At 59.3% G+C, this 22,690-nt stretch carries 19 protein-coding genes and 1 tRNA gene; 11 read left to right on the forward strand and 9 right to left on the reverse strand.

What is annotated here, in order from left to right; translation table 11 throughout:
* Positions 1-161: 161 nt before the first annotated feature.
* Both mqo and AC5I5B_RS15240 read right to left on the reverse strand, forming a co-directional pair.
* On the reverse strand, positions 162-1,877 hold the full coding sequence (mqo, locus tag AC5I5B_RS15235; RefSeq protein ID WP_162695454.1) for a malate dehydrogenase (quinone): 1,716 nt from the start codon (positions 1,875-1,877) through the stop codon (positions 162-164).
* Positions 1,878-2,266: 389 nt separating this feature from the next.
* Positions 2,267-2,689, reverse strand: coding sequence for a hypothetical protein (locus AC5I5B_RS15240; RefSeq protein WP_003509022.1), 423 nt, complete (start codon positions 2,687-2,689; stop codon positions 2,267-2,269).
* Positions 2,690-2,953: 264 nt separating this feature from the next.
* Here AC5I5B_RS15240 and AC5I5B_RS15245 point away from each other — a divergent pair.
* A tRNA-Pro gene (locus AC5I5B_RS15245) sits at positions 2,954-3,030 on the forward strand.
* A gap of 821 nt (positions 3,031-3,851) precedes the next feature.
* Here the strand turns inward: AC5I5B_RS15245 and cysN are convergent.
* The 3 genes from cysN to AC5I5B_RS15260 are packed head-to-tail and all read right to left on the reverse strand — an operon-like array spanning position 3,852 to position 7,100.
* Positions 3,852-5,336 carry a sulfate adenylyltransferase subunit CysN gene (cysN, locus tag AC5I5B_RS15250; RefSeq protein WP_020812869.1) on the reverse strand — a complete coding sequence of 495 codons (1,485 nt, stop codon included), beginning with the start codon at positions 5,334-5,336 and terminating at the stop codon, positions 3,852-3,854.
* Complete coding sequence (cysD, locus tag AC5I5B_RS15255) at positions 5,336-6,289, reverse strand: sulfate adenylyltransferase subunit CysD (RefSeq protein ID WP_045018182.1); 954 nt, start codon at positions 6,287-6,289, stop codon at positions 5,336-5,338. Before cysD ends, cysN begins: the two co-directional genes overlap by 1 nt.
* Before the next feature lie 28 nt (positions 6,290-6,317).
* Entirely contained in the window at positions 6,318-7,100 is a 783-nt protein-coding gene (locus AC5I5B_RS15260; protein ID WP_020812871.1) for a phosphoadenylyl-sulfate reductase, read from the reverse strand.
* Positions 7,101-7,304: 204 nt separating this feature from the next.
* Here AC5I5B_RS15260 and AC5I5B_RS15265 point away from each other — a divergent pair, with 204 nt between their 5' ends.
* From AC5I5B_RS15265 to AC5I5B_RS15285, 5 genes are all read left to right on the forward strand, one after another.
* On the forward strand, positions 7,305-7,745 hold the full coding sequence (locus AC5I5B_RS15265) for an RrF2 family transcriptional regulator (protein ID WP_003509013.1): 441 nt from the start codon (positions 7,305-7,307) through the stop codon (positions 7,743-7,745).
* 419 nt (positions 7,746-8,164) lie between these two features.
* Positions 8,165-9,190, forward strand: a complete 1,026-nt coding sequence (locus AC5I5B_RS15270) for a sulfate ABC transporter substrate-binding protein (protein ID WP_003509002.1) — start codon at positions 8,165-8,167, stop codon at positions 9,188-9,190.
* 198 nt (positions 9,191-9,388) lie between these two features.
* Positions 9,389-10,246 (forward strand): sulfate ABC transporter permease subunit CysT, encoded by an 858-nt coding sequence (gene cysT / locus AC5I5B_RS15275; protein WP_495752747.1) that lies wholly within the window; start codon positions 9,389-9,391, stop codon positions 10,244-10,246.
* Positions 10,239-11,111: a sulfate ABC transporter permease subunit CysW gene (cysW, locus tag AC5I5B_RS15280; protein WP_020811680.1), complete on the forward strand. Its 873-nt coding sequence runs from the start codon at positions 10,239-10,241 to the stop codon at positions 11,109-11,111. The genes cysT and cysW overlap by 8 nt, the downstream gene beginning before the upstream one ends.
* Before the next feature lie 11 nt (positions 11,112-11,122).
* The gene (locus tag AC5I5B_RS15285) at positions 11,123-12,163 is read left to right on the forward strand and encodes a sulfate/molybdate ABC transporter ATP-binding protein (RefSeq protein ID WP_003508997.1); all 1,041 of its coding nucleotides are present in this window, start codon (positions 11,123-11,125) and stop codon (positions 12,161-12,163) included.
* 197 nt (positions 12,164-12,360) lie between these two features.
* Here the strand turns inward: AC5I5B_RS15285 and AC5I5B_RS15290 are convergent, their stop codons facing one another.
* Positions 12,361-12,792, reverse strand: a complete 432-nt coding sequence (locus AC5I5B_RS15290) for a very short patch repair endonuclease (RefSeq protein ID WP_111835049.1) — start codon at positions 12,790-12,792, stop codon at positions 12,361-12,363.
* 84 nt (positions 12,793-12,876) lie between these two features.
* Here AC5I5B_RS15290 and AC5I5B_RS15295 point away from each other — a divergent pair, with 84 nt between their 5' ends.
* Both AC5I5B_RS15295 and AC5I5B_RS15300 read left to right on the forward strand, forming a co-directional pair.
* Complete coding sequence (locus AC5I5B_RS15295) at positions 12,877-14,052, forward strand: DNA cytosine methyltransferase (RefSeq protein ID WP_111835050.1); 1,176 nt, start codon at positions 12,877-12,879, stop codon at positions 14,050-14,052.
* Entirely contained in the window at positions 14,042-14,620 is a 579-nt protein-coding gene (locus AC5I5B_RS15300; RefSeq protein ID WP_111835051.1) for a GIY-YIG nuclease family protein, read from the forward strand. Before AC5I5B_RS15295 ends, AC5I5B_RS15300 begins: the two co-directional genes overlap by 11 nt.
* A gap of 423 nt (positions 14,621-15,043) precedes the next feature.
* Here AC5I5B_RS15300 and AC5I5B_RS15305 read toward each other — a convergent pair whose 3' ends face one another.
* The 3 genes from AC5I5B_RS15305 to AC5I5B_RS15315 form a co-directional block, all read right to left on the reverse strand.
* Complete coding sequence (locus AC5I5B_RS15305) at positions 15,044-16,057, reverse strand: NAD(P)H-quinone oxidoreductase (protein ID WP_162695601.1); 1,014 nt, start codon at positions 16,055-16,057, stop codon at positions 15,044-15,046.
* 88 nt (positions 16,058-16,145) lie between these two features.
* Positions 16,146-17,948 (reverse strand): GGDEF domain-containing protein, encoded by a 1,803-nt coding sequence (locus AC5I5B_RS15310; protein ID WP_003508995.1) that lies wholly within the window; start codon positions 17,946-17,948, stop codon positions 16,146-16,148.
* Between the two features lie 183 nt (positions 17,949-18,131).
* The gene (locus tag AC5I5B_RS15315; RefSeq protein WP_003508994.1) at positions 18,132-18,368 is read right to left on the reverse strand and encodes a ribbon-helix-helix domain-containing protein; all 237 of its coding nucleotides are present in this window, start codon (positions 18,366-18,368) and stop codon (positions 18,132-18,134) included.
* 369 nt (positions 18,369-18,737) lie between these two features.
* Here AC5I5B_RS15315 and betI point away from each other — a divergent pair, with 369 nt between their 5' ends.
* The 3 genes from betI to betA all read left to right on the forward strand — a co-directional run bounded on the left by betI (position 18,738) and on the right by betA (position 22,688).
* Positions 18,738-19,373, forward strand: a complete 636-nt coding sequence (betI, locus tag AC5I5B_RS15320) for a transcriptional regulator BetI (protein WP_003508993.1) — start codon at positions 18,738-18,740, stop codon at positions 19,371-19,373.
* Positions 19,370-20,851 (forward strand): betaine-aldehyde dehydrogenase, encoded by a 1,482-nt coding sequence (gene betB / locus AC5I5B_RS15325; protein WP_099085583.1) that lies wholly within the window; start codon positions 19,370-19,372, stop codon positions 20,849-20,851. The genes betI and betB overlap by 4 nt, the downstream gene beginning before the upstream one ends.
* A 187-nt stretch (positions 20,852-21,038) precedes the next feature.
* Positions 21,039-22,688, forward strand: a complete 1,650-nt coding sequence (gene betA / locus AC5I5B_RS15330) for a choline dehydrogenase (RefSeq protein WP_111835053.1) — start codon at positions 21,039-21,041, stop codon at positions 22,686-22,688.
* Positions 22,689-22,690: the final 2 nt, after the last annotated feature.

The raw sequence follows: 22,690 nt of genomic DNA on the forward strand, positions 1-22,690 counted from the left end.
TAGGAATTATTACCACCAACCGGTTTTTGGCGCGAGATATTTTTTCGACGCCCTAGTGGCAATGCACCGGAGGATGCTAGTGCGGGTGGAGAAGCCATCTTCAACAAAAACGCCGCGCATCCGGAGACACGCGGCGTCCAATCCTAAATCGCACCTAAGCCTTAGAGCGCGATATCCGGCACCTTCTTCACCGGCGCACTCGCAGGCGCCGCACCGGCGCCCTTCAGCGCCTCAAGGTCGATCTGCGGCGGCGTCGGCAGCTGCAGGTGTTCGGCGGTGTAAGCCCATTCCTGCTGCACCTTTTCCGGGTCGTCATTGAGCTTGGTGCCGTAGCTCGGCACGATCTGGCGAAGCTTCGTCTGCCATTCCGGCGTTGCCACCTTGTCCTTGAAGACCTTTTCGAGAACGCTGAGCATGATCGGTGCTGCGGTGGAAGCGCCCGGCGAAGCGCCGAGCAGGCCGGCGATGCTGCCATCCCCTGCGGCGACGACTTCGGTGCCGAGCCTCAGCACGCCGCCCTTTTCTTCGTCGCGTTTGATGATCTGCACGCGCTGGCCGGCCTGCCACAGGCGCCATTCGCCCTGCTTGGCATTCGGGAAATATTCCTTCAGCGCGGCAAAACGGTCGTCATCCGACATCATCAGCTGGCCGGCGAGATACTCCACCAGCGGATATTCGTCGATGCCCACCCGCACCATCGGCCAGGCATTGCTTGTGGTGACCGAGGAGACGAGGTCGAAATAGGAGCCTTCCTTCAGGAACTTGGTGGAGAAGGTGGCGAAAGGTCCGAACAGGATAACGCGCTTGCCACCCAGCACACGGGTATCGAGATGCGGCACCGACATGGGCGGCGAGCCGACCGAAGCCTTGCCATAGGCCTTGGCCAGATGCTGCATCGTCACGTCAGGGTTTTCGTTGATGAGGAACGAGCCGCCCACCGGGAAACCGGCATAATCGTCCGCTTCGGGAATGCCGGACATCTGCAACAGATGCAGCGCACCGCCGCCAGCGCCGATGAATACGAATTTCGCGTCCACCACCTGTTCGGCGTCGGTCTTGGTGTTGGTATAGGTCACGCGCCAGCTGCCATCGGCATTGCGCTGAATGTCGGAAACCTCGCTATTGACCTGAAGGTCGAAATTCTGGTCGCTCTGCAGATGCGATACGAACTGGCGGGTGATTTCGCCGAATTCCATGTCGGTGCCGAGCGGCGACCAGGTCGCGCCGATCTTCTGGGAAGGATCGCGGCCTTCCATCATCAGCGGCACCCACTTCTTGATCTGCTCGGGATCGGTGGAGAATTCCATACCGGCGAAAAGCGGGCTGGCTTTGAGAGCCTGATAGCGCTTTTCCAGATAGGCGACGTTCTCGTCACCCCAGACAAAGCTCATATGCGGCGTGTGGTTGATGAAGGAGCGCGGGTTCTTCAAGACGCCGTTGCGCACCTGCCAGGCCCAGAACTGCCGGGAAATCTGGAAGGATTCGTTGATGTTGACGGCCTGGGTGATCTTGATGTTGCCGTTGTCGTCTTCCGGCGTGTAGTTGAGCTCGGCAAGCGCGGAGTGGCCGGTGCCGGCATTGTTCCAGCCGTTCGAGCTTTCAAGCGCCACGCCGTCCAGCCGTTCCAGCATCTGCATCGACCAGGTGGGCTCCAGTTCGCGCAGCCAAACACCGAGCGTCGCGCTCATGATGCCGCCGCCGATCAAAAGCACATCGACCTTCTTGGCGGCCGTATTGGCGAGAAGCGGAGAAGAGGGCAGCGCCGCTGCGGCAATTCCGGCGAGCGCACCGCCCAGAACCTGTCGGCGGTTCAGCGGAAATGCATTGGAGAGATCAGTGAGCTGGGATTTGTCTTGATCGATGGGAGTCACGGCCATACCTGATTCTTGTTTTGTGTTAAAAACATTCCTCCCGATCGCCCCGTTACAGCAAAGCGCAAATCGGCACAACCCGGACTCATTCACTCCAGTTCAAGCGTTTTTGCAGGGATCTGGCCGGGACATATGGTCGCGCCGGCGAATTTTGCACATTTGCGGATCGTCATTTTTAGGGCGGTGAAGATTAGGCGATGCTTTCAAACGGTTGAAAGGGTTCTCTGCGCCCGATATCGCAAAAAGCCCGCCCGGCTGCACCTTGCCGGCCATCACGGCTGGCGCAATGCCGCTGCGGGCCGAATTTTTTTTCAGAAAAATGACAGAAATCCCGAAAAAGTGAAAAGGCCCGCCGGTTCGGGCGGGCCTTGGTGCGTTCGGTTTATGACCGAAGATCAGTTTGCGGCGAGGAATTCCGCGCAATAGCTTGGGCCGTTGACGCCGGGGCGGTCGGAGACGGTGCGCACGGCGGTGATCTTGTAGTCGCTGGAAACGACGAGCTGCACGGTGCAGGAGAGCGACGCGGTGCGGGCCGGCGAGATCTGACGACCCTTCTTGCCATCCTTGCCCTCTTCGAACCTGGCCGGAATGGTGGCCTTCTTGTAGCCGCCGCGCCAGTTATAGACCGTGGAGCTGCCGGTTTCCGTGTCGCTCAGCGGTGGGCCGAATTTTGCGAAGAAAATACCTGCGGACTGGCCGACCCAGCGGGTCTCAACGGGGCTCTTCTGGGTGAAGGAGGGAGTGGAGCCGCCCGTGGAGGTGGTGCAGGCCGAGAGCGCAATGGCAAACGCTGCGAGCGTTACGCTGCGAGATAGCATGGTGAAATGTCCTTTGTGCCGTGTCCGGCTTCCCGCCGGTCATTCCGTTCCCCTAGCAGATTTGGCGACGGGGGGCAGGGGAGGTGGGCGGCTTGACGAAAATTTCCTGCCACAATTGCTTTTTTGTAACGTTTTGAGGCCTTCCAGCCGGTGCCGCAGGCGCTTGGCAGGGCTGTTTCAACGGATGGGAAAAACTTGTCATAAAAAATGCAATAAGCCGCTTGTCGAATGCCGGAGGCTGGTCTATAGAAGCGCCGCTGGTCACGGAGTGTAGCGCAGTCTGGTAGCGCACGTCGTTCGGGACGACGGGGTCGGAGGTTCGAATCCTCTCACTCCGACCAGCTTGAAGCCCAATAGATACAGCGGCTTGCAACTCATCCCGATACTTCCTGAAAATCTCAAGGTCAAAGCCTTGCACCGAAACCGTCGCTGTTAAATCAGAACCGGTTGGAATGCATCCGTCGCTCTTGCCTGAAAATCAGGGCACAGATGCGGATAGGCGCCTTCAAACTCCCGTTCTTCAATTGGTGTCTGCTTAGGGGCGGAGAGCGTTTCCTGCTCGCAGATGTGAAACCGCACCGTCGCCTCAGCCGCGCGCCCGAACAAAAGAGGCCCGTCGCTCCGCCAAGCGCCAGGCCTCAATGTCGCGGCCTTGTTTCAGGGGACGCGCGACACGGACCGTCTTAGAAGCGTCAATTCTCGTCCACAATCCAAGAAGTTATCCATGACAGTCACAAGCCCTGAATTTCGGGGCCATCGACATGATCAACTTATCGCGATCAAAAAAGAGGCCCGCTGTTTTTTCAAACAACGAGCCTCTGTTGGGCCGCTTGGCGGAGCGACCGCACGCAAATTCGCTTTTTGCGCATGAACGTCGAATGAACAAACGGGTTTCTGTGCGGACGAGAAACAACCCGTAAAAATCAGGATAGCAACATGGATCGGAAAGCCGCCTCAGCCGTTATCTAACCATACAACAATGGAGGATAACATGCTGAAGGGTATTGCACTGTGGGCTATGGGCGTTCCGGTCGTGGTGATTATTCTGCTTTATATGTTCGTGTTTTAAACTGATCCCAAGTCTTTTACACGGAAGAACCTCTTAAACTAAAAAGGCGACCGTTCTGACGGTCGCCTTTTTGTTTGTCCATGCCCGTGCCTGTCAGCTGAGGTCGCCGATCAGCCGCGAGGCTGTGGCAGCGTCCGTGCGGCGGATGTCGATTTCGTCGCGGTGTCTTGCCAGGAGTTCGCTCGCCAGCAGCTTTTCCGCGAGATCGGCGGGCAGCGAGAGAATCACGCGGTCACCCTGTTCTTCCGTCGCGCCGACGCTCCGCTTGCCGGCAATCATGCCGCCCGCCACCGTGTTGTTGGTGTCGGGGTCGATCAGGATGAACGAGCCGGTTGAGCGGTTCTGTTCGTAGGCATCGAAGATCGCCGTCTCGTCGAAGGAAAGCCGCACCTTGCCGATGGCGTTCATCGGCAGCGAGGTCTCATGCGCCTGCCATTCGCCTTCCTTGAGGTTGAGCTGGCTGACGGGCTGGACGCTGACACGCTGGCGGCGGCTGCCGCTTTTCAGCCAGTAGCGCTTGCCCGCTTCGATGCCGCCCGGCTGCAACGCCACGATCTGCGCGTCGAAGGCAAGGCCCGTCTGCGGCTGCGCCTCGATGGAGACGATCATGTCGCCGCGCGACACGTCCACCTGACGGTCGAGAACCAGCGTGACGGCGTCACCGGCGACGGCCGCATTGCGCACCAGATCGAAAGTCACGATCTGCTTGACGTTCGCGACCATGCCTGACGGCAGGATGACGACGCTGTCGCCCGGCTTCACCGAGCCGCCGGCAACCGTGCCCTGATAACCGCGGAAGCTCTCGCCGGGGCGCGACACGCGCTGTACGGGCAGACGGAAGCCGCCCGACTGCGCGGAGCGAACGGTTGCAAGTTCCAGCGTCTCCACCAGCGTCGGGCCTTCATACCAGGGCATGGCGGCCTTGCCTGACAGAACGACATTTTCGCCCTTCAGCGCTGACATCGGTATCGCCGTGATCTGCTTGATACCGAGGTTGGAGGCGAACTCGCGGAATTCGTGGGCGATCAGCTCGAAACCGGCCTTGTCGTAATGTGTCAGGTCGATCTTGTTGACGGCCAGCACGAACTGCCGGATGCCCATCAGCGCCGCAATGGTGGCGTGGCGGCGTGTCTGTTCCAGAATGCCGGTGCGCGCATCGACCAGCAGCACGGCGAGATCGGCCGTGGAAGCGCCGGTTGCCATGTTGCGGGTATATTGCTCGTGGCCGGGCGTGTCGGCCACGATGAAGGCGCGCCGGTCGGTGGCGAAATAACGATAGGCGACATCGATGGTGATGCCCTGTTCGCGCTCCGCCTGAAGACCGTCCAGCAGCAGCGCGAAATCGGGCAGGCCGAGATCGTTCTGCTTGCCGCTGTCGCGGTGCAGGGTGGCGGCCTGATCTTCCTTGACGGCCTTGGTGTCCCAGAGAAGACGGCCGATCAGGGTCGACTTGCCGTCATCCACGCTGCCGCAGGTGATGAGCCGCAGCGGGCGCGTATCGCGCGCCGCCTTCGAATGTTCTGCAAAGGGCAGGATGGTAGCGGAAGAGGAGGGGGTGTTGGCGGCTGCGGCGCTCATCAGAAATACCCCTCGCGCTTCTTTTTCTCCATGGAACCGGACTGGTCGCGGTCGATCGCGCGGCCCTGCCGTTCGGAAACCGTGGCGATTTCCAGCTCGGCGATAACCTCCTGAAGCGTTGCGGCTTCGGAACGGATCGCGCCGGTCAGCGGGAAGCAGCCGAGCGTGCGGAAGCGGATCGAGCCGTGCTGAACCTCTTCGCCGGGCAGCAGTTCAAGGCGCTCGTCTTCGGCGAGGATCATCATGCCGTCGCGCTCGATGTAAGGACGCTCGGCAGCGTAATAGAGCGGCACCAGCGGAATGTTTTCCGCTTCGATGTAACGCCAGATATCGACCTCGGTCCAGTTGGAGAGCGGGAAGGCGCGAACGCTCTCGCCCTTGCGGACCATGCCGTTATAGATGTTCCACAGTTCCGGGCGCTGGTTGCGCGGGTCCCATTTGTGGTCGGGCGTGCGGAAGGAATAGATGCGCTCCTTGGCGCGGCTTGCTTCCTCGTCGCGGCGTGCGCCACCGAAGGCCGCGTCGAACTGGCCGGCATCGAGTGCCTGACGCAGCGCTTCGGTCTTCATGATGTCGGTGTAGAGCGCCGATCCGTGGGAGAAGGGCGTCACGTTTTCCGTCTCGCCGCGCGGATTGGTGTAGGAGATCAGGTCGAGATCATATTCCTTGACGATCTTGTCGCGGAATTCGATCATTTCCTTGAACTTCCAGCCCGTATTGACGTGCAGCAGCGGGAAGGGCACGCGGCCGGGGAAGAAGGCCTTGCGCGCTAAGTGCAGCAGCACGGATGAATCCTTGCCGATGGAATACAGCATCACGGGATTGTCGAATTCGGCGGCAACTTCGCGGAAGATGTGAATGGCTTCGTTTTCAAGCGCCTTCAGATGGGGATCGAGCGGCGGCTTGGATGCGACAGTATTCTTGCTGTCCGTCTCGTGGACTGCGTTGGACATTGTGAACTCCGGAAAATGTACTGAATGATTATCGTTGCGGGATGGCGGAAACGGCGGGTGTCTGTTCCGCACCGGCGACGTGAAGACCGCATTCGCGCTTCTCGTCGTTTTCCCACCACCATCGACCGGCGCGCTCAGGCTCACCGGGCTTGATGGCGCGTGTACACGGCTCGCAGCCGATGGAGGGGTAACCACGCGCATGCAACGGATTGACGGGAATGTTTTCGGACGCGACATAGGCGTTAATCTGGTCGATGTCCCAGTCCGCCAACGCATTGATCTTGATGAGATTACGCTCGGCGTCGAACTCGGCGAAAGGCGTGGTCGCACGGTTGCCCGACTGGCCGCGCCTGAGACCGGTGATCCAGAAGGCAGCGCCATCAAGCGCCTTGCCAAGCGGGATCAGCTTTCTGACATGACAGCAGGCGTGACGCGCCTCGATGCTTTCGTAAAAGCCATTGAGACCGTATTTCGCGGCATAGGCGTCGATATCGTCCTGCTCGGGCCGGAAGCGACGGATTTCAATGCCGAAACGTTCCTCGGTTTCATCGATGAGATCGACGGTTTCCTTGAACAGACGGCCGGTTTCCAACGTCACGACATCGATCGGCAACCGGTGTGTACCGATGGCGGCGGTGATGACCTGATCTTCGATGCCGAGGCTGGTGGTAAAGACCGCACGGCCGCCGAGACCAGCGATGAAGGAAAGTCGTCCCGCAAGATCGAGCCCGGCAAGCGTGGCGTCGAGGGATGCGGTATCGGCAGAGGCATTTGCTGAATTGATCGTCATTGTCACGTCCGGGATTTCCATGGCCGATTATTGTTGAAATCAGGCCTCCGGAACAGAAATGACAGTCTTTGTGCGCTGCACTTGAGAGCAAAAATGCCTCACGCGCGCTTTGTATGAGCAAAAGATGCCCGTTCACCTTCTTTGCAGCTTGGATTTGAATTGTGACAACTTCTGCGCTAAGCCGGAATTGCCGGGTTTCCGGGCTTGTGGTCTACTGGTTTTACGATGATTTCGCAGAAGGCAAAATATGCGCTGAGGGCGCTTCTCTCGCTGGCAAAGGCCGACGGCGGCTGTCCTGTGCAAATTTCCGATATTGCCCGCGAACAGGCCATTCCGAAAAAATTCCTGGAACAGATCCTTCTCGAAATGAAGAAGGAACGCATCGTCGAAAGCAGACGTGGCAAGCAGGGCGGTTATCTCCTGGCACGCCCGGCCTCTGATATCACCTTCGGCGAGGTGCTGCGCCTGATCGACGGGCCGCTTGCCCCCTTGCCCTGCCTCTCGCAGACCGCCTATCGCCGCTGCGAGGATTGCGATGGCGAGAAGCAGTGCGAGATACGCCACGTCTTCGCCCGTGTGGCCGATGCCACCCGCAACATCCTGTTCAACACCACTGTCGCCGATGCCGTGGCCGGTGTTGAAGTGCCCGAGCTTTTGACGGCTTAGCCATCGGCGCAATAGGTGTGCAGTACGGTCCCTCCACCCTCATTCCTGTGACAAGCACAGGAATGAGGGTGGAGGGGTGCGTCGCGACCGCCGGGAGCTTGAGCCTGCCATGCCGATGGACTGGTGGACGCTGCATGTCCCCCCCCCCCCCCCCATCCCCTCATACCGCTCAGACGAAAAAATCGTCTAAAACCCTATAATATTTTTCGCTATCGCGGCAAAAAATCGTCAAAAATGTGAAATGCTTTTGCATTCAGAAAAGTTTTACACGACGCTTGTTGCGCCTTTCGCTTATGCTGCGCTGTATTTGTTGCCCGGGGAAACGCTCTCGGGAAACACTTTTTCGATCGTATTCGGCCTCATTGACCAACTCTACTCAACCGGTAGAGTTAAGCCATCGCAATCAGGAGGGAATACCGATGTCCAAGCTTCTGTCCGGTTTGAGCGTTGTTGCGCTTAGCCTTTCACTGGCACTTGGCGGCGCTGGCTCGGCCGCCGCGCAGACCAAGCTGCTCAACGTGTCCTACGACCCGACCCGTGAACTCTACAAGGATTTCAACGAAGCCTTCGCCAAGAAGTGGAAAGCGGATACGGGTGAGGACGTCACCATCCAGCAGTCGCATGGTGGTTCCGGCAAGCAGGCGCGCTCGGTTATCGACGGCCTTGAGGCCGACGTGGTGACGCTGGCGCTGCAGAGCGATATCGACGCCATCGTCCAGAACTCCGGCAAGATCAACAAGGACTGGCGCACCCGCCTGCCGCATAATTCCTCGCCTTATACCTCGACCATCGTGTTCCTGGTGCGCAAGGGAAACCCCAAAGGCATTCATAACTGGGGCGATCTGGTGAAGGGCGACATCCAGATCGTCACGCCGAACCCGAAGACCTCGGGCGGCGCGCGCTGGAACTATCTCGCAGCCTGGGCCTGGGCCAATGAGGAATTCAAGGGCGACAAGGACAAGATCAAGGCCTATGTCGGTGAGCTCTACAAGCGCGCTCCCGTTCTCGATACCGGCGCCCGCGGCTCCACGGTGACCTTCGCACAGCGCCAGATCGGTGACGTGCTGCTGGCCTGGGAAAACGAAGCCTATCTTGCCGGCCAGGAATTCGGCGCTGACGCATTCGATATCGTCGTGCCGCCGATCTCGATCCTTGCCGAACCGCCGGTCGCCGTGGTTGACGCCAATGTCGACGCCAAGGGAACACGCAAGGCGGCGGAAGCCTATCTGCAATATCTCTATTCCGACGAGGGCCAGAATATTGCGGCGAAACACTTCTACCGTCCGTCCAACCCCGCCGTGGTCTCCAAGGATCTGCTGAAGCAGCTGCCCGACATCAAGCTCGTCACCATTGACGACCCGCAGTTTGGCGGTTGGGCCAAGGCGCAGCCGGAACATTTCGGTGACGGCGGCATCTTCGACCAGATTTACAAGCCCGCAAAGTAAGCGGATGATGGGCTGACGAGAAACAGCCCGCCCGCAAGGGACGTTGAAAAACAGCAGCTGGATCGACCGGACACCGTGCCGGTCGATCCTTTATAATAAACGCCGGGGAACACCGGCTCCCAGAGAGCATTTCCAGGAAAAGTGGACCCCGGTTTTCTCTCCGGAAATGCGCCAAAACAAAGATTATCCGGAGCCTTGATGAGCAATAATACATCCGGAAACAGGTGGAAATGGCGGCAGTCGAGCGTCATACCGGGCTTCGGCCTGACGCTTGGTTACACAGTGACCTATCTGTTTCTCATCATTCTTATTCCGCTGGGCGGCCTTATCTGGTCCACGGCGAAACTGGGTTTTTCAGATTTCATTGCGATTGCCACCGATAGCCGCACGCTGAATGCACTGCGCGTCAGCTTCGGTACGGCGTTTCTGGCGGCACTGGTCAACGCGTTTTTCGGCGTCATCGTCGCCTGGGTCCTGACCCGTTACCGTTTTCCCGGCCGCCGATTTGTCGATGCCATCGTCGATCTGCCCTTTGCCCTGCCGACGGCAGTGGCCGGTATCGCGCTCACCACGCTTTATGCCAATCGCGGCTGGGTCGGTTCGCTGTTCGAACCCTTCGGCATCAAGATCGCCTTTACGCCGACCGGCATCGTCATTGCGCTGATCTTCATCGGCCTGCCTTTCGTGGTCCGCACCGTGCAGCCGGTCATGGAAGAGATCGACCGTCAGGTGGAGGAAGTGGCGGCCACGCTTGGCGCCAACCGTTTCCAGACCATTACCCGCGTTCTGCTGCCGAGCCTCACGCCCGCGATCCTTACGGGTTTTGCGCTCGCCTTCGCGCGCGGTGTCGGGGAATATGGTTCGGTCATCTTCATCGCCGGCAATATTCCTTACGTGTCGGAAATCGCGCCGCTCCTCATTGTCATCCGGCTGGAGGAGTTCAATTATGCGGCCGCGACCGGCATCGCCACCATCATGCTGATCATCTCGTTTGCCATGCTGTTCCTCATCAATCTCATTCAGGCCTGGAGCCGCAAGAGGTACGGTTATGTCTGAGACCGCTCCCCGCACGTCCCCCCGGCCGTTCCGCGACCCCGCCAGCGAGAGTTTTCCCGCCCGGCTGGCATTGATTGCGATAGCCTTTGTGTTCCTCGCTGCATTTCTGGTCCTGCCGCTGATATCGGTATTCTTCGAAGCCTTCCGCAAGGGCGCGGAAAGCTTCTGGGAGGCGATCGTCGAACCGGATGCGCTCTCCGCCATCCGCCTGACACTGCTCGTCGCCGCCATTTCGGTGCCGCTCAACCTGATCTTCGGGGTTGCCGCCGCCTGGGCGATTGCGAAATTCGAATTCAAGGGCAAGGCGTTCCTGATCACGCTCATCGACCTGCCGTTTTCGATCTCGCCGGTCATATCGGGCCTTGTCTATGTCATCCTGTTTTCCTCGCACAGCGTGCTGGGGCCATGGCTGAAGAGTTACGGCATCGAAATCCTCTTTGCGGTGCCGGGCATCGTGCTGGCCACCATCTTCGTCACCTTTCCTTTCGTCGCGCGCGAATTGATCCCGCTGATGCAGGAGCAGGGCAATGGCGACGAGGAGGCGGCGATTTCGCTCGGCGCAACCGGCTGGCAGACCTTCTGGTATGTCACGCTGCCGAACATGAAATGGGGCCTGCTCTACGGGGTGCTGCTCTGCAACGCCCGCGCCATGGGCGAGTTCGGCGCCGTCTCGGTGGTATCGGGCCATATTCGCGGCGAGACCAACACCATGCCGCTGCATGTCGAGATACTCTATAATGAGTACAATATGGGTGCGGCCTTTGCGGTGGCGACGCTGCTGGCTGGTCTGGCGCTCGTGACGCTCGTTCTCAAAACCATTCTCGAAATACGCTTTGGCGCGGGCAACGCAGCCGGCAAGCATTGAAAGGCATATTCATGGAAGTGAAAGTTTCCGGCATCACCAAGCAGTTCGATCGCTTTCCCGCACTGAACGACGTGTCGCTCGATATTCGTTCCGGCGAGCTGATCGCTCTGCTCGGTCCCTCCGGTTCCGGCAAGACGACGCTGCTGCGTCTCATCGCTGGCCTGGAGCAGCCGACCAAAGGCCACATCTTCTTCGGGGATGAGGACGCCTCGCACCGCACGGTGCAGGAGCGTAATGTCGGTTTCGTCTTTCAGCATTACGCGCTGTTCCGCCATATGACGGTGGCGGAGAACATCGCCTTCGGCCTGAAGGTGCGTCCTTCCGCCAAGCGCCCGCCGAAAGCGGAAATCCGCAGGCGCGTGTCCGAGCTTCTCGATATGGTGCATCTCTCCGGTCTCGAAAAACGTTACCCCACCCAGCTTTCCGGCGGTCAGCGCCAGCGCGTGGCGCTTGCCCGCGCCGTCGCCATCGAGCCGAAGGTCCTGCTTCTCGATGAACCTTTCGGCGCGCTCGACGCCAAGGTTCGCAAGGAGCTGCGCCGCTGGCTGCGTGAATTCCACGACCGCACCGGCCACACCACCGTTTTCGTGACCCACGATCAGGAAGAGGCGCTGGAACTGGCCGACCGCGTCGTCGTCATGAGCCAGGGCAAGATCGAACAGGTCGGCACGGCGGACGATGTTTATGACACGCCCAATTCCCCCTTCGTCTTCTCCTTCATCGGCGAATCCTCCAGCCTGCCGATTACGATCCGCGACGGCCATGTACTGTTTCAGGGAGAGAGCATCGGCATCGATGAGAGCGGCACGGGCGAGGGTGAGCTTTTCTTCCGTCCGGAAGATGTGGTGCTGACGCAGGAGAAGGACGCGCTTTACGGCAAGGTCACCACCTGTCGCCGCCTCGCCGGCACCCGCATCGCCGAAATCGACATCGCCAATAACGGCCACGAACCCTATCACCTCGAAATCGAGGTGCCGCTCAACGCCGCCGTGGCCGTGGGCGCGGAACTGCGCTTCCGTCCGACGCGGTGGAAGGTGTTCGGGAAGAAGTAAGGAAAGCGGCGGCTCCCGGTATTTCTAATTCTGCTGTGTACCGGCCTCGATCCGGTATACAGCTAGCCACGTCCTCTTCTGGGCGCTTTCCTGTTGTTGACCTGCCAAAGGGCCACCATTCGCGTGAAACTTTCGCCAATCAAGAGAGTTGAACAGCGTACTGGGAATTTCTGCAGCGTGAGGATTGATTTGACGCCTCAGATTTTTTCTTCAATTTTGGGCGGCAGGCGATCGAGCAATAGGGCAGTTATGCCATCCTTATCCTTTAGTTCGCACTCCCATACGGTCGCAACAATCCAGCCGAGCGTCGTCAACTCCGCCTCAGTTTTCGTATCTCGCGCTACATTACGTGCTACCTTTGTCACCCAGTAGTCGGTGTTGGTCTTCGGCTTACGCGCCCCTCGAGAACAGCCATGGCCATGCCAGAAGCACCCTTGGACACGCATCACCGTTTTCGTTCCAGGCATCACGATATCCGGCGTCCCTGGTAAATCCTTTCGGTGCAATCGGAACCTGATCCCCAGAGCGTGAAGCGCTCGGCGAACCATCAACTCGGGGGTCGTATTCTTCGACCGAACTAACGCCATTTCGGCGCTCTTCTTTGCTGTGGGCAAGCGGTTGCTGGTCATCGTTGAACCGTGCTAGAGTAGGAACAAATCAGAAACCAATTTAGTTCATCGTTCGGTGAACACAATGCGCGGTGTGAGGATTTTATGTCCACGACCTTTTCATTTTACGAGTTTTTTGCCGGTGGTGGAATGGCGAGAGCCGGTCTTGGTTCCGATTGGGAGTGCCTCTTCGCGAATGATTTTGACGGCAAAAAGGGGCTGACATATCAAGACAATTGGGGAACCGGCGGCGAGCTTTTTGTTGGCGACGTTCGCAAGGTGACCGCCGATATGCTTTCGAACACCGCTGATCTTGCTTGGGGTTCATTCCCCTGCCAGGATTTATCTCTGGCTGGTGGCGGGGCTGGCCTCCAAGGTGAACGGTCTGGGACATTTTATCCGTTCTGGGACGTAATGCGCGGTCTGATCAGTAACGAACGTGGCCCCAAAGTGATCGCGCTTGAGAACGTCTGCGGCACCCTAACCTCGCATCGTGGGGGCGACTTCCGGGCGATCTGCCAGACATTTTCGGACGCTGGCTACCGCTACGGAGCGCTGGTTATTGATGCAGAGCTGTTTTTGCCACACTCTCGTCCGCGCTTGTTCGTGGTAGGCGTTCGCAAGGACATTGAGATTGATCCTTGCCTATTGTCTCCCGGCGCAACAATACCATTCCACACTCGCGGTCTTCAAAATGCGTATGCGCGCATCAGTGAGAGTGCGAAGGCTGATTGGGTTTGGTGGAACCTACCTTCTCCGCCACTCCGTACCACGACATTTTCGGACATTGTCGAAGATCACCCCGCTGACGTGAAGTGGCATACTTCTGTTGAAACCAACAGACTTCTAGCCTCGATGTCGCCCGTCAATATTGCAAAAGTCGAAGCTGCCAAACGAGCCGAACGACGTGTTGTCGGTGGTGTGTACAAGCGTACGAGACCTGATGCCAATGGGCGTGTTGTTCGCGCTGAGGTCCGTTTTGATGATATCGCCGGATGCCTTCGTACGCCGAATGGCGGATCTTCGAGGCAGACGATTTTGGTGGTTGAGGGTGAACGTGTCCGGTCGCGATTGATTTCTGCCCGTGAGACTGCTCGATTAATGGGCCTTGCTGAAAGCTACCGTCTACCAAAAAAATACAACGAGGCTTATCACCTAACGGGGGACGGCGTGGCGGTCCCTGTTGTTCGGTTTCTCTCTCATTATCTCTTCGAGCCTCTGGCTATTGGGAGATGCGTGGCAGAGACAGGTAGCGGCAAAGTGACATCCGTTGGCCGTTAATTTTGCTTTCCGAAAGAGTGCAGTACGATCGCTCACTAACCGAATCGGCGTCTATGTCCTTGCTGACCTAGACAACGTGCCAATCTATGTTGGTCAATCAAAAGACGGCATTCGCTCGCGAGTGGCCCGTCATTTGACGTCCGCCCGCTCAGACATCATCGCTAATCGTCAGATCGACGTCTGGGAGATAGCGTTTGTTTGGGCTTTTCCGGTTGAGGACAAGGGGGAAATTAATAGCCTCGAGGCGGTGCTGTTCCATCACCTCGATCCGTGTTCTCAGTTGATGAATGGTACTCTGCCCAAGAGGCCTGTCGAGCTTCCTGAAATGCCCAAGCCATTCCAGATCGTCCAAGTGATGTCGGACGAGGAAATCACGGATCGGAAGCAACCTGAACAGCGACTTCCCAGACAGGCAAGCCATTACGCCCAAATCGTTGGCCATTTTGTCGCCGTCAAAAATTCCTCTCAGGTCGCTCGCGCGATGAACGCACACTTTGAACGCTTGAAGCGGTATCATCGACTGCTGCTCGGCAAGGCGGAGGAGATGCCGGACGATAAGGACGAGTAACGTTTGCGGTCGGGTTGATTGGGTACAAATTGAATTGCCAGCTAAAAGGCTGAGTTTCCCAGTTAGAAATCCCATAACTTAGGAGAAACTCGAGGCGACACCTTCCACCTCCGGGCTGAACCTATTCACACTCAGCTATCGGTAGCAGGAAAGGTAGCCAGAAACGGAAAAGGGCCGCCGAAGCGACCCTTCCATGAGCTTGGTCCTGTTTACAGACCCGGGACTGTTTCTCAACGTTCCGAAGGCAAGATGTTTTACGCCGAGGGCTGCCCCGTCGAAAACACACCCTTTCCATTGCCTGCACCAGAGACCGAAATCTCATTAGACATTGGATCACCTCCTTCCGATACGTTGAACATAACTAGAAGGTAGTACGATTCGTCAGTAATGCAAGAGGGGTTACTTATAACGGGCGCCCGGGCATTACGACACCCGCATCACGATCTTGCCGATATGATTGCTGCTTTCCATCAGCCGATGCGCTTCCACAACCTCGTCCAGCGTGAAGACCCGGTTGATAACAGGCGCGACCTGACCGCGCTCGATGAGCGGCCAGACCTCTGCGATAAGGTCGTCGCGGATGGCGCGTTTTTCGTCCGCCGTGCGGGGACGCATGGTGGAGCCGGTGACGGTGAGGCGTTTGACCATGATCGGGGTTAGATTGACCTTCTCGGCCATGGCACCACCCAGAAAGGCGATGATCGACAGGCAGCCATCCTTGGCGAGTGCCGCAAGGTTCTTTTCGAAATAGGCTGCGCCGATCATGTCGAGAACGACATCGACGCCCTTGCCGCCGGTTTCGGATTTAACGATCTCGGCGAAATCCTCCTCGCGGTAATTGATCGCGCGCTTGGCACCGAGCTTCACGCAGGCCTCGCATTTTTCCGCCGAGCCCGCCGTGGCATAGACTTCGGCGCCAAAGGCTTTCGCAAGCTGGATGGCAGTCGTGCCGATACCGCTGGTGCCGCCGTGGATGAGCACGCTTTCCCCTTCGGTAAGGCCTGCCATCTGGAAGAGATTGGCCCAGACAGTGAAGAAGGTTTCCGGCAATGCGGCCGCTTTGACGGCGTCGTAACCTTTGGGGAAGGGCAGGGCCTGCCCGGCGGGCACGGTGCAATATTCGGCATAAGCGCCGCCATTGGCGAGCGCGCAGACCTTGTCGCCCAGCGCAAATTCATCGACGCCTTCACCGAGAGCGACCACCTCGCCGGCGATTTCGAGGCCGAGGATCGGGCTTGCATCCTTCGGCGGCGGATAGGTGCCCTGCCGCTGCGCGACATCGGGGCGGTTGACGCCCGCCGCCTCGACCTTCACCAGAATTTCGCCTTTTGCGGGTTTCGGTAAAGGCGCTTGCGAAAGGCGCATCACCTCCGGGCCGCCGTGGGAGGGAAGGTCGATGAAGCGCATTTTTTCGGGCAGGGTCATAGTGTTGGGCATGGCCAGGGGCAACTCCTCACTTGTCGGCGTCGCCTGAAGATGTAGGTCAGATGCGCCGTCGAGGGAAGGTGGCCCTTTGCCGCTGATGTCAATTTGTCTCGCCGAACACCCGGACGACGAAGCCGCTTTCATTTTCCTTCGCAGCGGCCTTCACACCTGCGATCTCGCTGCCGATACGCTCGGGATTGGCGATGATCAGCCCCTTCGGCAGGGTGAGGACACCGATCGAGCAGCGCAGCAGCGCGAAGTCACGCTCGTTGCCGTGGCGGTCCTGGCCTTTCATGCAGCCGGCGGCGCGGTCTTCGTCCGAATAGAGTTCGGCGACATCGTCGTGAAAATCGCTGAGCAGCCGCTCTAGGATTTCCGTCAGTTCTCCTACCGACCAGTCACGCACGCCGATGAAGAAGTCGTCGCCGCCGATATGGCCGAGGAAACAATCACCGGCAAAAAAGTAGCGGCGCATCAGAGCCGAAAACAGGGTGATGGCGTGGTCACCGGCGTTGAAGCCGTATTTGTCGTTGAAGGGTTTGAAATTATCGAAGTCGCAATAGCAGAAGAAACGCGACTCGTCGCCGTCGCTGCAGCGGTCGGCAATGAAGCCGCCAATCGCGCGGTTGCCGGGCAGCGCCGTCAGCGGGTTCTGGTCCTGCGCCATCTTCAGCTGTTTTTCGTTGATGACCTTGATGAGCGAGGCCGCGGAAACAATGCCGGCGTAACGCATGTTTTCGGTGAGGATGATGCAGGCGCTGCCGCCCATGCTGGCGAACATGTTCATCAGCTGGTCGGCATCCGCATCGAGGCCGACGATCGGCGCGGGATCGACGAAATGGGAAATGGTGCGCTCATAGATCTTGTTCTTGAGCAGGTCGCGGCCGAAGGGTCGGTAGATATATTCCTTGAGGTGATATTCGTTGATGACGCCGCGCGGTTCGCCATTGGCGTTGAGAACCGGGAAGAAGGCCTGCTGCGGATTTCTGCGGAACAGTTCGAAGACGCTGTCGACGCTGTCATGCTCGAAGACGGTGGGAAGGCGCTCTATTTCCCGGCGGATGAGAATTTCATCCAGCGTCTGGCTGCTGCGTCGCGCCACGCCGATGCGGTTGATGTGGGGAAAGCTTTCAGGCAATTCGCTGGTGAAGACAGTTGGCCTGGCGATCAGCCAGCCCTGCACCAGATCGACGCCGAATTCGCGGCAGGTCAGAAATTCCGCTTCGGTCTCGATGCCTTCCGCAATGACCCTGACGCCGAGAACATGGGCGATGTTGACGATGTTGCGCACAAGGTGCTGCTTGCGCGGCAATTGGTCGACGCCGGTGATGAAATGCCGGTCGATCTTCAGGTAATCCAGCGGGAAGTCGCAGAGCAGCTTCATCTCGCCGTGACCGGCGCCGAAATCGTCGATTGCCAGCTTGAAGCCTTCCTTGCGCATACGGGCGATCAGCGCCGTGAACTCCGGCACGCTGGTATTATCGAAGCGTTCGGAAAGTTCAAAGCAGATGGAGGAGGCCGGAATGCCCGCCCGCGCCAGATGGCCGACGAGCTTGTCCAGAATGGCGTCGCCATGCGGGATCAGCCGTACATCGAGATTGAGGAACAGGGTGGCGGAGGAAAAATCGGGCAGGGTGGAGAATTTTGCGAGCGCCCGGCTTGCCAGCATCTGCTCGAAGGCCTTCAGCTCGCCATCTGCAGCAGCCTGGTCGAGAAGCGCCAGCGGATTGGAAAAACCGAGCCGATCATGGCCGCGCATCAGCGATTCATAACCGAAGATCGTGCCCGTCGTCGCCTCGACAATCGGCTGGAACGCCGTTTCGAGCACCAGCTTGGCCATGGGAAACATGTGCCCGGAGGCAAAACGCCTGATGACATCGTTCTCCAGCGTGACGGCCTGCATTTTATTCTCCGCTGTTGCCGGTCCCCATGTGGCTAACGTAAGGGGAGCCTGTCTCTTTTGCGGCGAACAATCGCAGATTACAGGTCAACAAAAGCTTTCACGACTGTGAAGCTTTGATGAACGTTTTGTTACAACCCCATAAGCATGTGGGCCCATGAGCATGTGGGGTTGTTGCGTCGGGCCTCATGCGCGGCGGACGTGCCCGGTGTGAGCGGCGTAGAGATCCGCGACGTTCATGCGCTCCCGGTCTGCCTCGACAGACTCTGCGGACTCGGTGCCGACGCCATGTTCAGCGGAGGCCGCCCATAGTCTCAGCGCTGCCCTGACGACCTCGCTGCCGGATGCGTAAGCGCCGCAATTCACGGCCTCGCGCATTCTTGCTGCCTGTTCCGGGGAAATCGATACTGTTACCATTGGCATGATATCACTCCCTTCTTTAAACGCTGCGAGCGGTCCTTCGATGTCCGGTTTGCGGATCGGGCGCCGTCGTGGTCTAGGCGGGCGTTTTTATCGTCTTTCGTCTGGCGCCGCTTCCAGCGAAATTTGTATCATCAGCGATATTAGCACGAAACGCGTTCCATTCCCAATTCGCAGTATATCACGGTTTAGTTTTTCCCCCGTGAACCGGGCGGCAGCATGGGGTTCGCCGCGCTGGCCGATGCCTGCGAAACTATCACTGTCCGGCGGCGGAAAATATGATCCATCGCAAATCAGCGACATAAAATGGCGCGTTTTTTATTGATTGATTGATCAATCAAGAATAATTTGCCATCCGTCAAGGAGACCCCTATGCCCAAGATCGGAATGGAGCCTTTGCGCCGCAAGGCGCTTGTGGATGCGGCGCTTCGCACCATAGGCCACCATGGTTCGCTGAATGTGACAATGTCTGATATCGCCCGGGAAGCGGGCGTGTCGGCCGCGCTCGCGCATCATTATTTCGGCAGCAAGCAGCAGCTTCTTCTGGAAACCATCCGCAGTCTGCTGCGTGACTTGAGGCGCGATGCCGTGGCGGCGCTGACCCGCGCTTCCGGCCCGCGTGAAAGGCTGAGCGCCATCGTGCATGTCTCCTTCCAGAGCGACCAGTTCACGCCCGAAACGGTGGCGGCATGGCTCGCCTTTTATGTCGAGGCGCAGCGTTCGGAAGAAACCCGCCGCCTGCTGGTGCTTTATTCCCGCCGCCTGCGCTCAAACCTCATGGCGAGCCTCAACCGGCTTTGCCCGCCGGACGATGCCGCGCGCATCGCGGAAGGGGCGGCGGCTCTGATCGACGGGCTTTATATCAGGCACAGCCTGCGTTCCGCCCCGCTTGGCCTCGCCTCCGCGCCGGCGCTGGTCGAGGATTATTTCGACATGCAGCTTAAATCTTTTCCCGATGGACAGCGCCCGAAGCCGTCCATCCGCGTTCTCAAGGAGACTTCGACATGACCATCGCCACGCCGCTCAAGGCGCAGCCGAAAGCCTCGCATTTCATCGACGGGGACTATGTCGAGGATAATACCGGCACACCGTTCGAGAGCATCTTCCCGGCCACCGGCGAAGTGATCGCAAGGCTGCATGCGGCGACACCTGCCATCGTCGAGCGCGCCATCGCCTCGGCCAAACGCGCGCAGAAGGAATGGGCGGCGATGAGCCCGATGGCGCGCGGCCGCATCCTCAAACGCGCCGCCGATATCATGCGCGAACGCAACGATGCGCTTTCCACGCTGGAAACGCTGGATACGGGCAAGCCCATTCAGGAAACCATCGTCGCCGACCCAACCTCCGGCGCCGATGCTTTCGAATTCTTCGGCGGCATCGCGCCGTCCGCCCTGAATGGCGATTATATCCCGCTCGGCGGTGATTTTGCCTATACCAAGCGTGTGCCGCTCGGCGTCTGCGTCGGCATCGGCGCCTGGAACTATCCGCAGCAGATCGCCTGCTGGAAGGCCGCGCCCGCGCTGGTCGCCGGCAATGCCATGGTCTTCAAGCCCTCGGAAAACACGCCGCTCGGCGCGTTGAAGATTGCCGAAATCCTCATCGAAGCCGGCTTGCCAAAGGGCCTGTTCAACGTCATCCAGGGCGACCGCGACACCGGCCCGCTTCTGGTCAACCACCCCGAAGTGGCCAAGGTCTCGCTCACCGGCTCCGTGCCGACCGGCCGCAAGGTGGCCGCCGCCGCCGCCGGGCATCTGAAGCATGTGACCATGGAACTCGGCGGCAAGTCGCCGATGATTGTCTTCGACGATGCCGATATCGAAAGCGCCGTCGGCGGCGCGATGCTCGGCAACTTCTATTCCTCCGGCCAGGTCTGCTCGAACGGCACGCGCGTTTTCGTGCAGAAAAAGGCGAAGGAGCGTTTCCTCGACAACCTGAAAAGCCGCACCGAGGCGATGATCCTCGGCGATCCCCTCGATTACGCCACCCATCTCGGCCCGCTGGTCTCCAAGGCCCAGCAGGAGAAGGTTCTTTCCTATATCGAAAAGGGTAAGGCGGAAGGAGCGACGCTCATCACCGGCGGCGGCATTCCCAACAATGTCTCGGGCGAGGGCGCTTATGTGCAACCGACCGTGTTCGCCGATGTGACCGACGATATGACCATCGCCCGCGAGGAAATCTTCGGGCCGGTCATGTGCGTGCTGGATTTCGACGATGAGGACGAGGTTATCGCCCGCGCCAACGCAACCGAATTCGGGCTGGCCGGCGGCGTCTTCACCGCCGATCTCGCCCGCGCCCACCGTGTGGTGGATCAGCTGGAGGCGGGCACGCTGTGGATCAATACCTATAATCTCTGCCCGGTGGAAATACCCTTCGGCGGCTCCAAGCAGTCCGGGTTCGGGCGGGAGAATTCGGCGGCGGCGCTGGAGCATTATAGCGAGCTGAAGACGGTTTATGTGAGCACGGGGAAGGTGGACGCGCCTTATTAAGGCAGCGTTGCGGATTGGGGCTTACCCCCCTCTGTCCGGCAGGACGAGCCGTATCACTTCACCCTCGAAATTTGAGAAGGGCGAAACCTGGCCTCAGATCGATCTCCCCCCTTGAGGGGGAGATGTCCGGCAGGACAGAGGGGGGTAACCCCACCCGCACATGAGCCATTGAGAGAGAGCACAAATCATGCAGGCAGATTACGTCATCGTCGGTTCGGGCTCCGCAGGCTCCGCCATCGCCTATCGCCTGTCGGAAGACGGTCGTTATTCTGTCATCGTCATCGAGGCAGGCGGTTCCGATTTCGGCCCCTTTATCCAGATGCCCGCCGCACTCGCGTGGCCGATGAGCATGAAGCGCTACAATTGGGGTTATCTCTCCGAGCCCGAACCCAATCTCGACAACCGCCGCATCACCGCCCCGCGCGGCAAGGTCATCGGCGGCTCGTCCTCCATCAACGGCCTCGTTTACGTGCGCGGCCACGCGGAGGATTTCAACCGCTGGGAAGAGCTTGGCGCGCATGGCTGGGCCTATGCGGATGTGCTGCCTTACTTCAAGCGCATGGAGCACAGCCATGGCGGCGAGGAAGGCTGGCGCGGCACGGATGGGCCGCTGCATGTGCAGCGTGGCCCCGTCAGCAATCCGCTGTTCCACGCCTTCATTCAGGCGGGCGCGCAGGCGGGCTTTGAACTGACGGACGATTATAACGGCTCCAAGCAGGAGGGTTTCGGCCTGATGGAGCAGACCATCCACAATGGCCGCCGCTGGTCCGCCGCCAATGCCTATCTGAAGCCGGCGCTGAAGCGCGGCAACGTCACGCTGGTCAATGGTTTCGCCCGCAAGATCGTCATCGAGAACGGCCGCGCCGTGGGTGTCGAGATCGAACGCAAGGGCGTGGTGGAAACCATCACGGCCAATCGCGAGGTCATCCTTTCGGCCTCCTCGTTCAACTCGCCGAAACTGCTGATGCTTTCGGGCGTCGGTCCTGCTGCGCATCTGGAAGACATGGGCATCGAAGTGAAGGCGGATCGTCCGGGCGTCGGCGCAAATCTTCAGGACCATATGGAGTTTTATTTCCAGCAGGTCTCCACCAAGCCGGTCTCGCTTTACTCCTGGCTTCCATGGTTTTGGCAGGGCGTGGCGGGCGCGCAATGGCTGCTGTCGAAAGGCGGGCTTGGCGCCTCCAACCAGTTCGAGGCCTGCGCCTTCCTGCGCTCCGCGCCCGGTCTGAAACAGCCCGATATCCAGTATCATTTCCTGCCCGTGGCCATTTCCTATGACGGCAAGGCGGCCGCAAAAAGCCATGGTTTTCAGGTGCATGTCGGCTACAACCTGTCGAAATCGCGCGGCGACGTCACCCTGCGCTCCGCCGATCCGCATGACGACCCGGTCATCCGCTTCAACTATATGAGCCATCAGGAAGACTGGGAAAAATTCCGCCATTGCGTGCGCCTGACGCGCGAAATCTTCAGCCAGAAAGCCTTTGACGATTTTCGCGGGCCCGAAATCCAGCCGGGCGAAAATGTCGGGACGGATGAGGAAATTGACGCCTTTTTGCGGGAGCATCTGGAAAGCGCCTATCACCCCTGCGGCACCTGCCGGATGGGCGACAAGGACGACCCGATGGCCGTCGTCGATCCCGAATGCCGGGTCATCGGAGTGGAGGGCCTGAGGGTTGCCGACAGCTCCATCTTCCCGCATGTGACCTATGGTAACCTGAACGGCCCGTCGATCATGACCGGCGAAAAGGCGGCGGACCACATTCTCGGCAAGACCCCGCTGCCGCGTTCCAATCAGGAACCATGGGTGAACCCGCGCGCGGCCGTCAGCGACCGGTGAGG

This window comes from Agrobacterium sp., assembly GCF_059499945.1.

Excerpts from the sequence above, each read along its gene's own strand:
- mqo (WP_162695454.1), bottom strand. The coding sequence starts at position 1,877 with ATGGCCGTGACTCCCATCGATCAAGACAAATCCCAGCTCACTGATCTC.
- AC5I5B_RS15240 (WP_003509022.1), bottom strand. The coding sequence starts at position 2,689 with ATGCTATCTCGCAGCGTAACGCTCGCAGCGTTTGCCATTGCGCTCTCG.
- cysN (WP_020812869.1), bottom strand. The coding sequence starts at position 5,336 with ATGAGCGCCGCAGCCGCCAACACCCCCTCCTCTTCCGCTACCATCCTG.
- cysD (WP_045018182.1), bottom strand. The coding sequence starts at position 6,289 with ATGTCCAACGCAGTCCACGAGACGGACAGCAAGAATACTGTCGCATCC.
- AC5I5B_RS15260 (WP_020812871.1), bottom strand. The coding sequence starts at position 7,100 with ATGGAAATCCCGGACGTGACAATGACGATCAATTCAGCAAATGCCTCT.
- AC5I5B_RS15265 (WP_003509013.1), top strand. The coding sequence starts at position 7,305 with ATGATTTCGCAGAAGGCAAAATATGCGCTGAGGGCGCTTCTCTCGCTG.
- AC5I5B_RS15270 (WP_003509002.1), top strand. The coding sequence starts at position 8,165 with ATGTCCAAGCTTCTGTCCGGTTTGAGCGTTGTTGCGCTTAGCCTTTCA.
- cysT (WP_495752747.1), top strand. The coding sequence starts at position 9,389 with ATGAGCAATAATACATCCGGAAACAGGTGGAAATGGCGGCAGTCGAGC.
- cysW (WP_020811680.1), top strand. The coding sequence starts at position 10,239 with ATGTCTGAGACCGCTCCCCGCACGTCCCCCCGGCCGTTCCGCGACCCC.
- AC5I5B_RS15285 (WP_003508997.1), top strand. The coding sequence starts at position 11,123 with ATGGAAGTGAAAGTTTCCGGCATCACCAAGCAGTTCGATCGCTTTCCC.
- AC5I5B_RS15290 (WP_111835049.1), bottom strand. The coding sequence starts at position 12,792 with ATGACCAGCAACCGCTTGCCCACAGCAAAGAAGAGCGCCGAAATGGCG.
- AC5I5B_RS15295 (WP_111835050.1), top strand. The coding sequence starts at position 12,877 with ATGTCCACGACCTTTTCATTTTACGAGTTTTTTGCCGGTGGTGGAATG.
- AC5I5B_RS15305 (WP_162695601.1), bottom strand. The coding sequence starts at position 16,057 with ATGCCCAACACTATGACCCTGCCCGAAAAAATGCGCTTCATCGACCTT.
- AC5I5B_RS15310 (WP_003508995.1), bottom strand. The coding sequence starts at position 17,948 with ATGCAGGCCGTCACGCTGGAGAACGATGTCATCAGGCGTTTTGCCTCC.
- AC5I5B_RS15315 (WP_003508994.1), bottom strand. The coding sequence starts at position 18,368 with ATGCCAATGGTAACAGTATCGATTTCCCCGGAACAGGCAGCAAGAATG.
- betI (WP_003508993.1), top strand. The coding sequence starts at position 18,738 with ATGCCCAAGATCGGAATGGAGCCTTTGCGCCGCAAGGCGCTTGTGGAT.
- betB (WP_099085583.1), top strand. The coding sequence starts at position 19,370 with ATGACCATCGCCACGCCGCTCAAGGCGCAGCCGAAAGCCTCGCATTTC.
- betA (WP_111835053.1), top strand. The coding sequence starts at position 21,039 with ATGCAGGCAGATTACGTCATCGTCGGTTCGGGCTCCGCAGGCTCCGCC.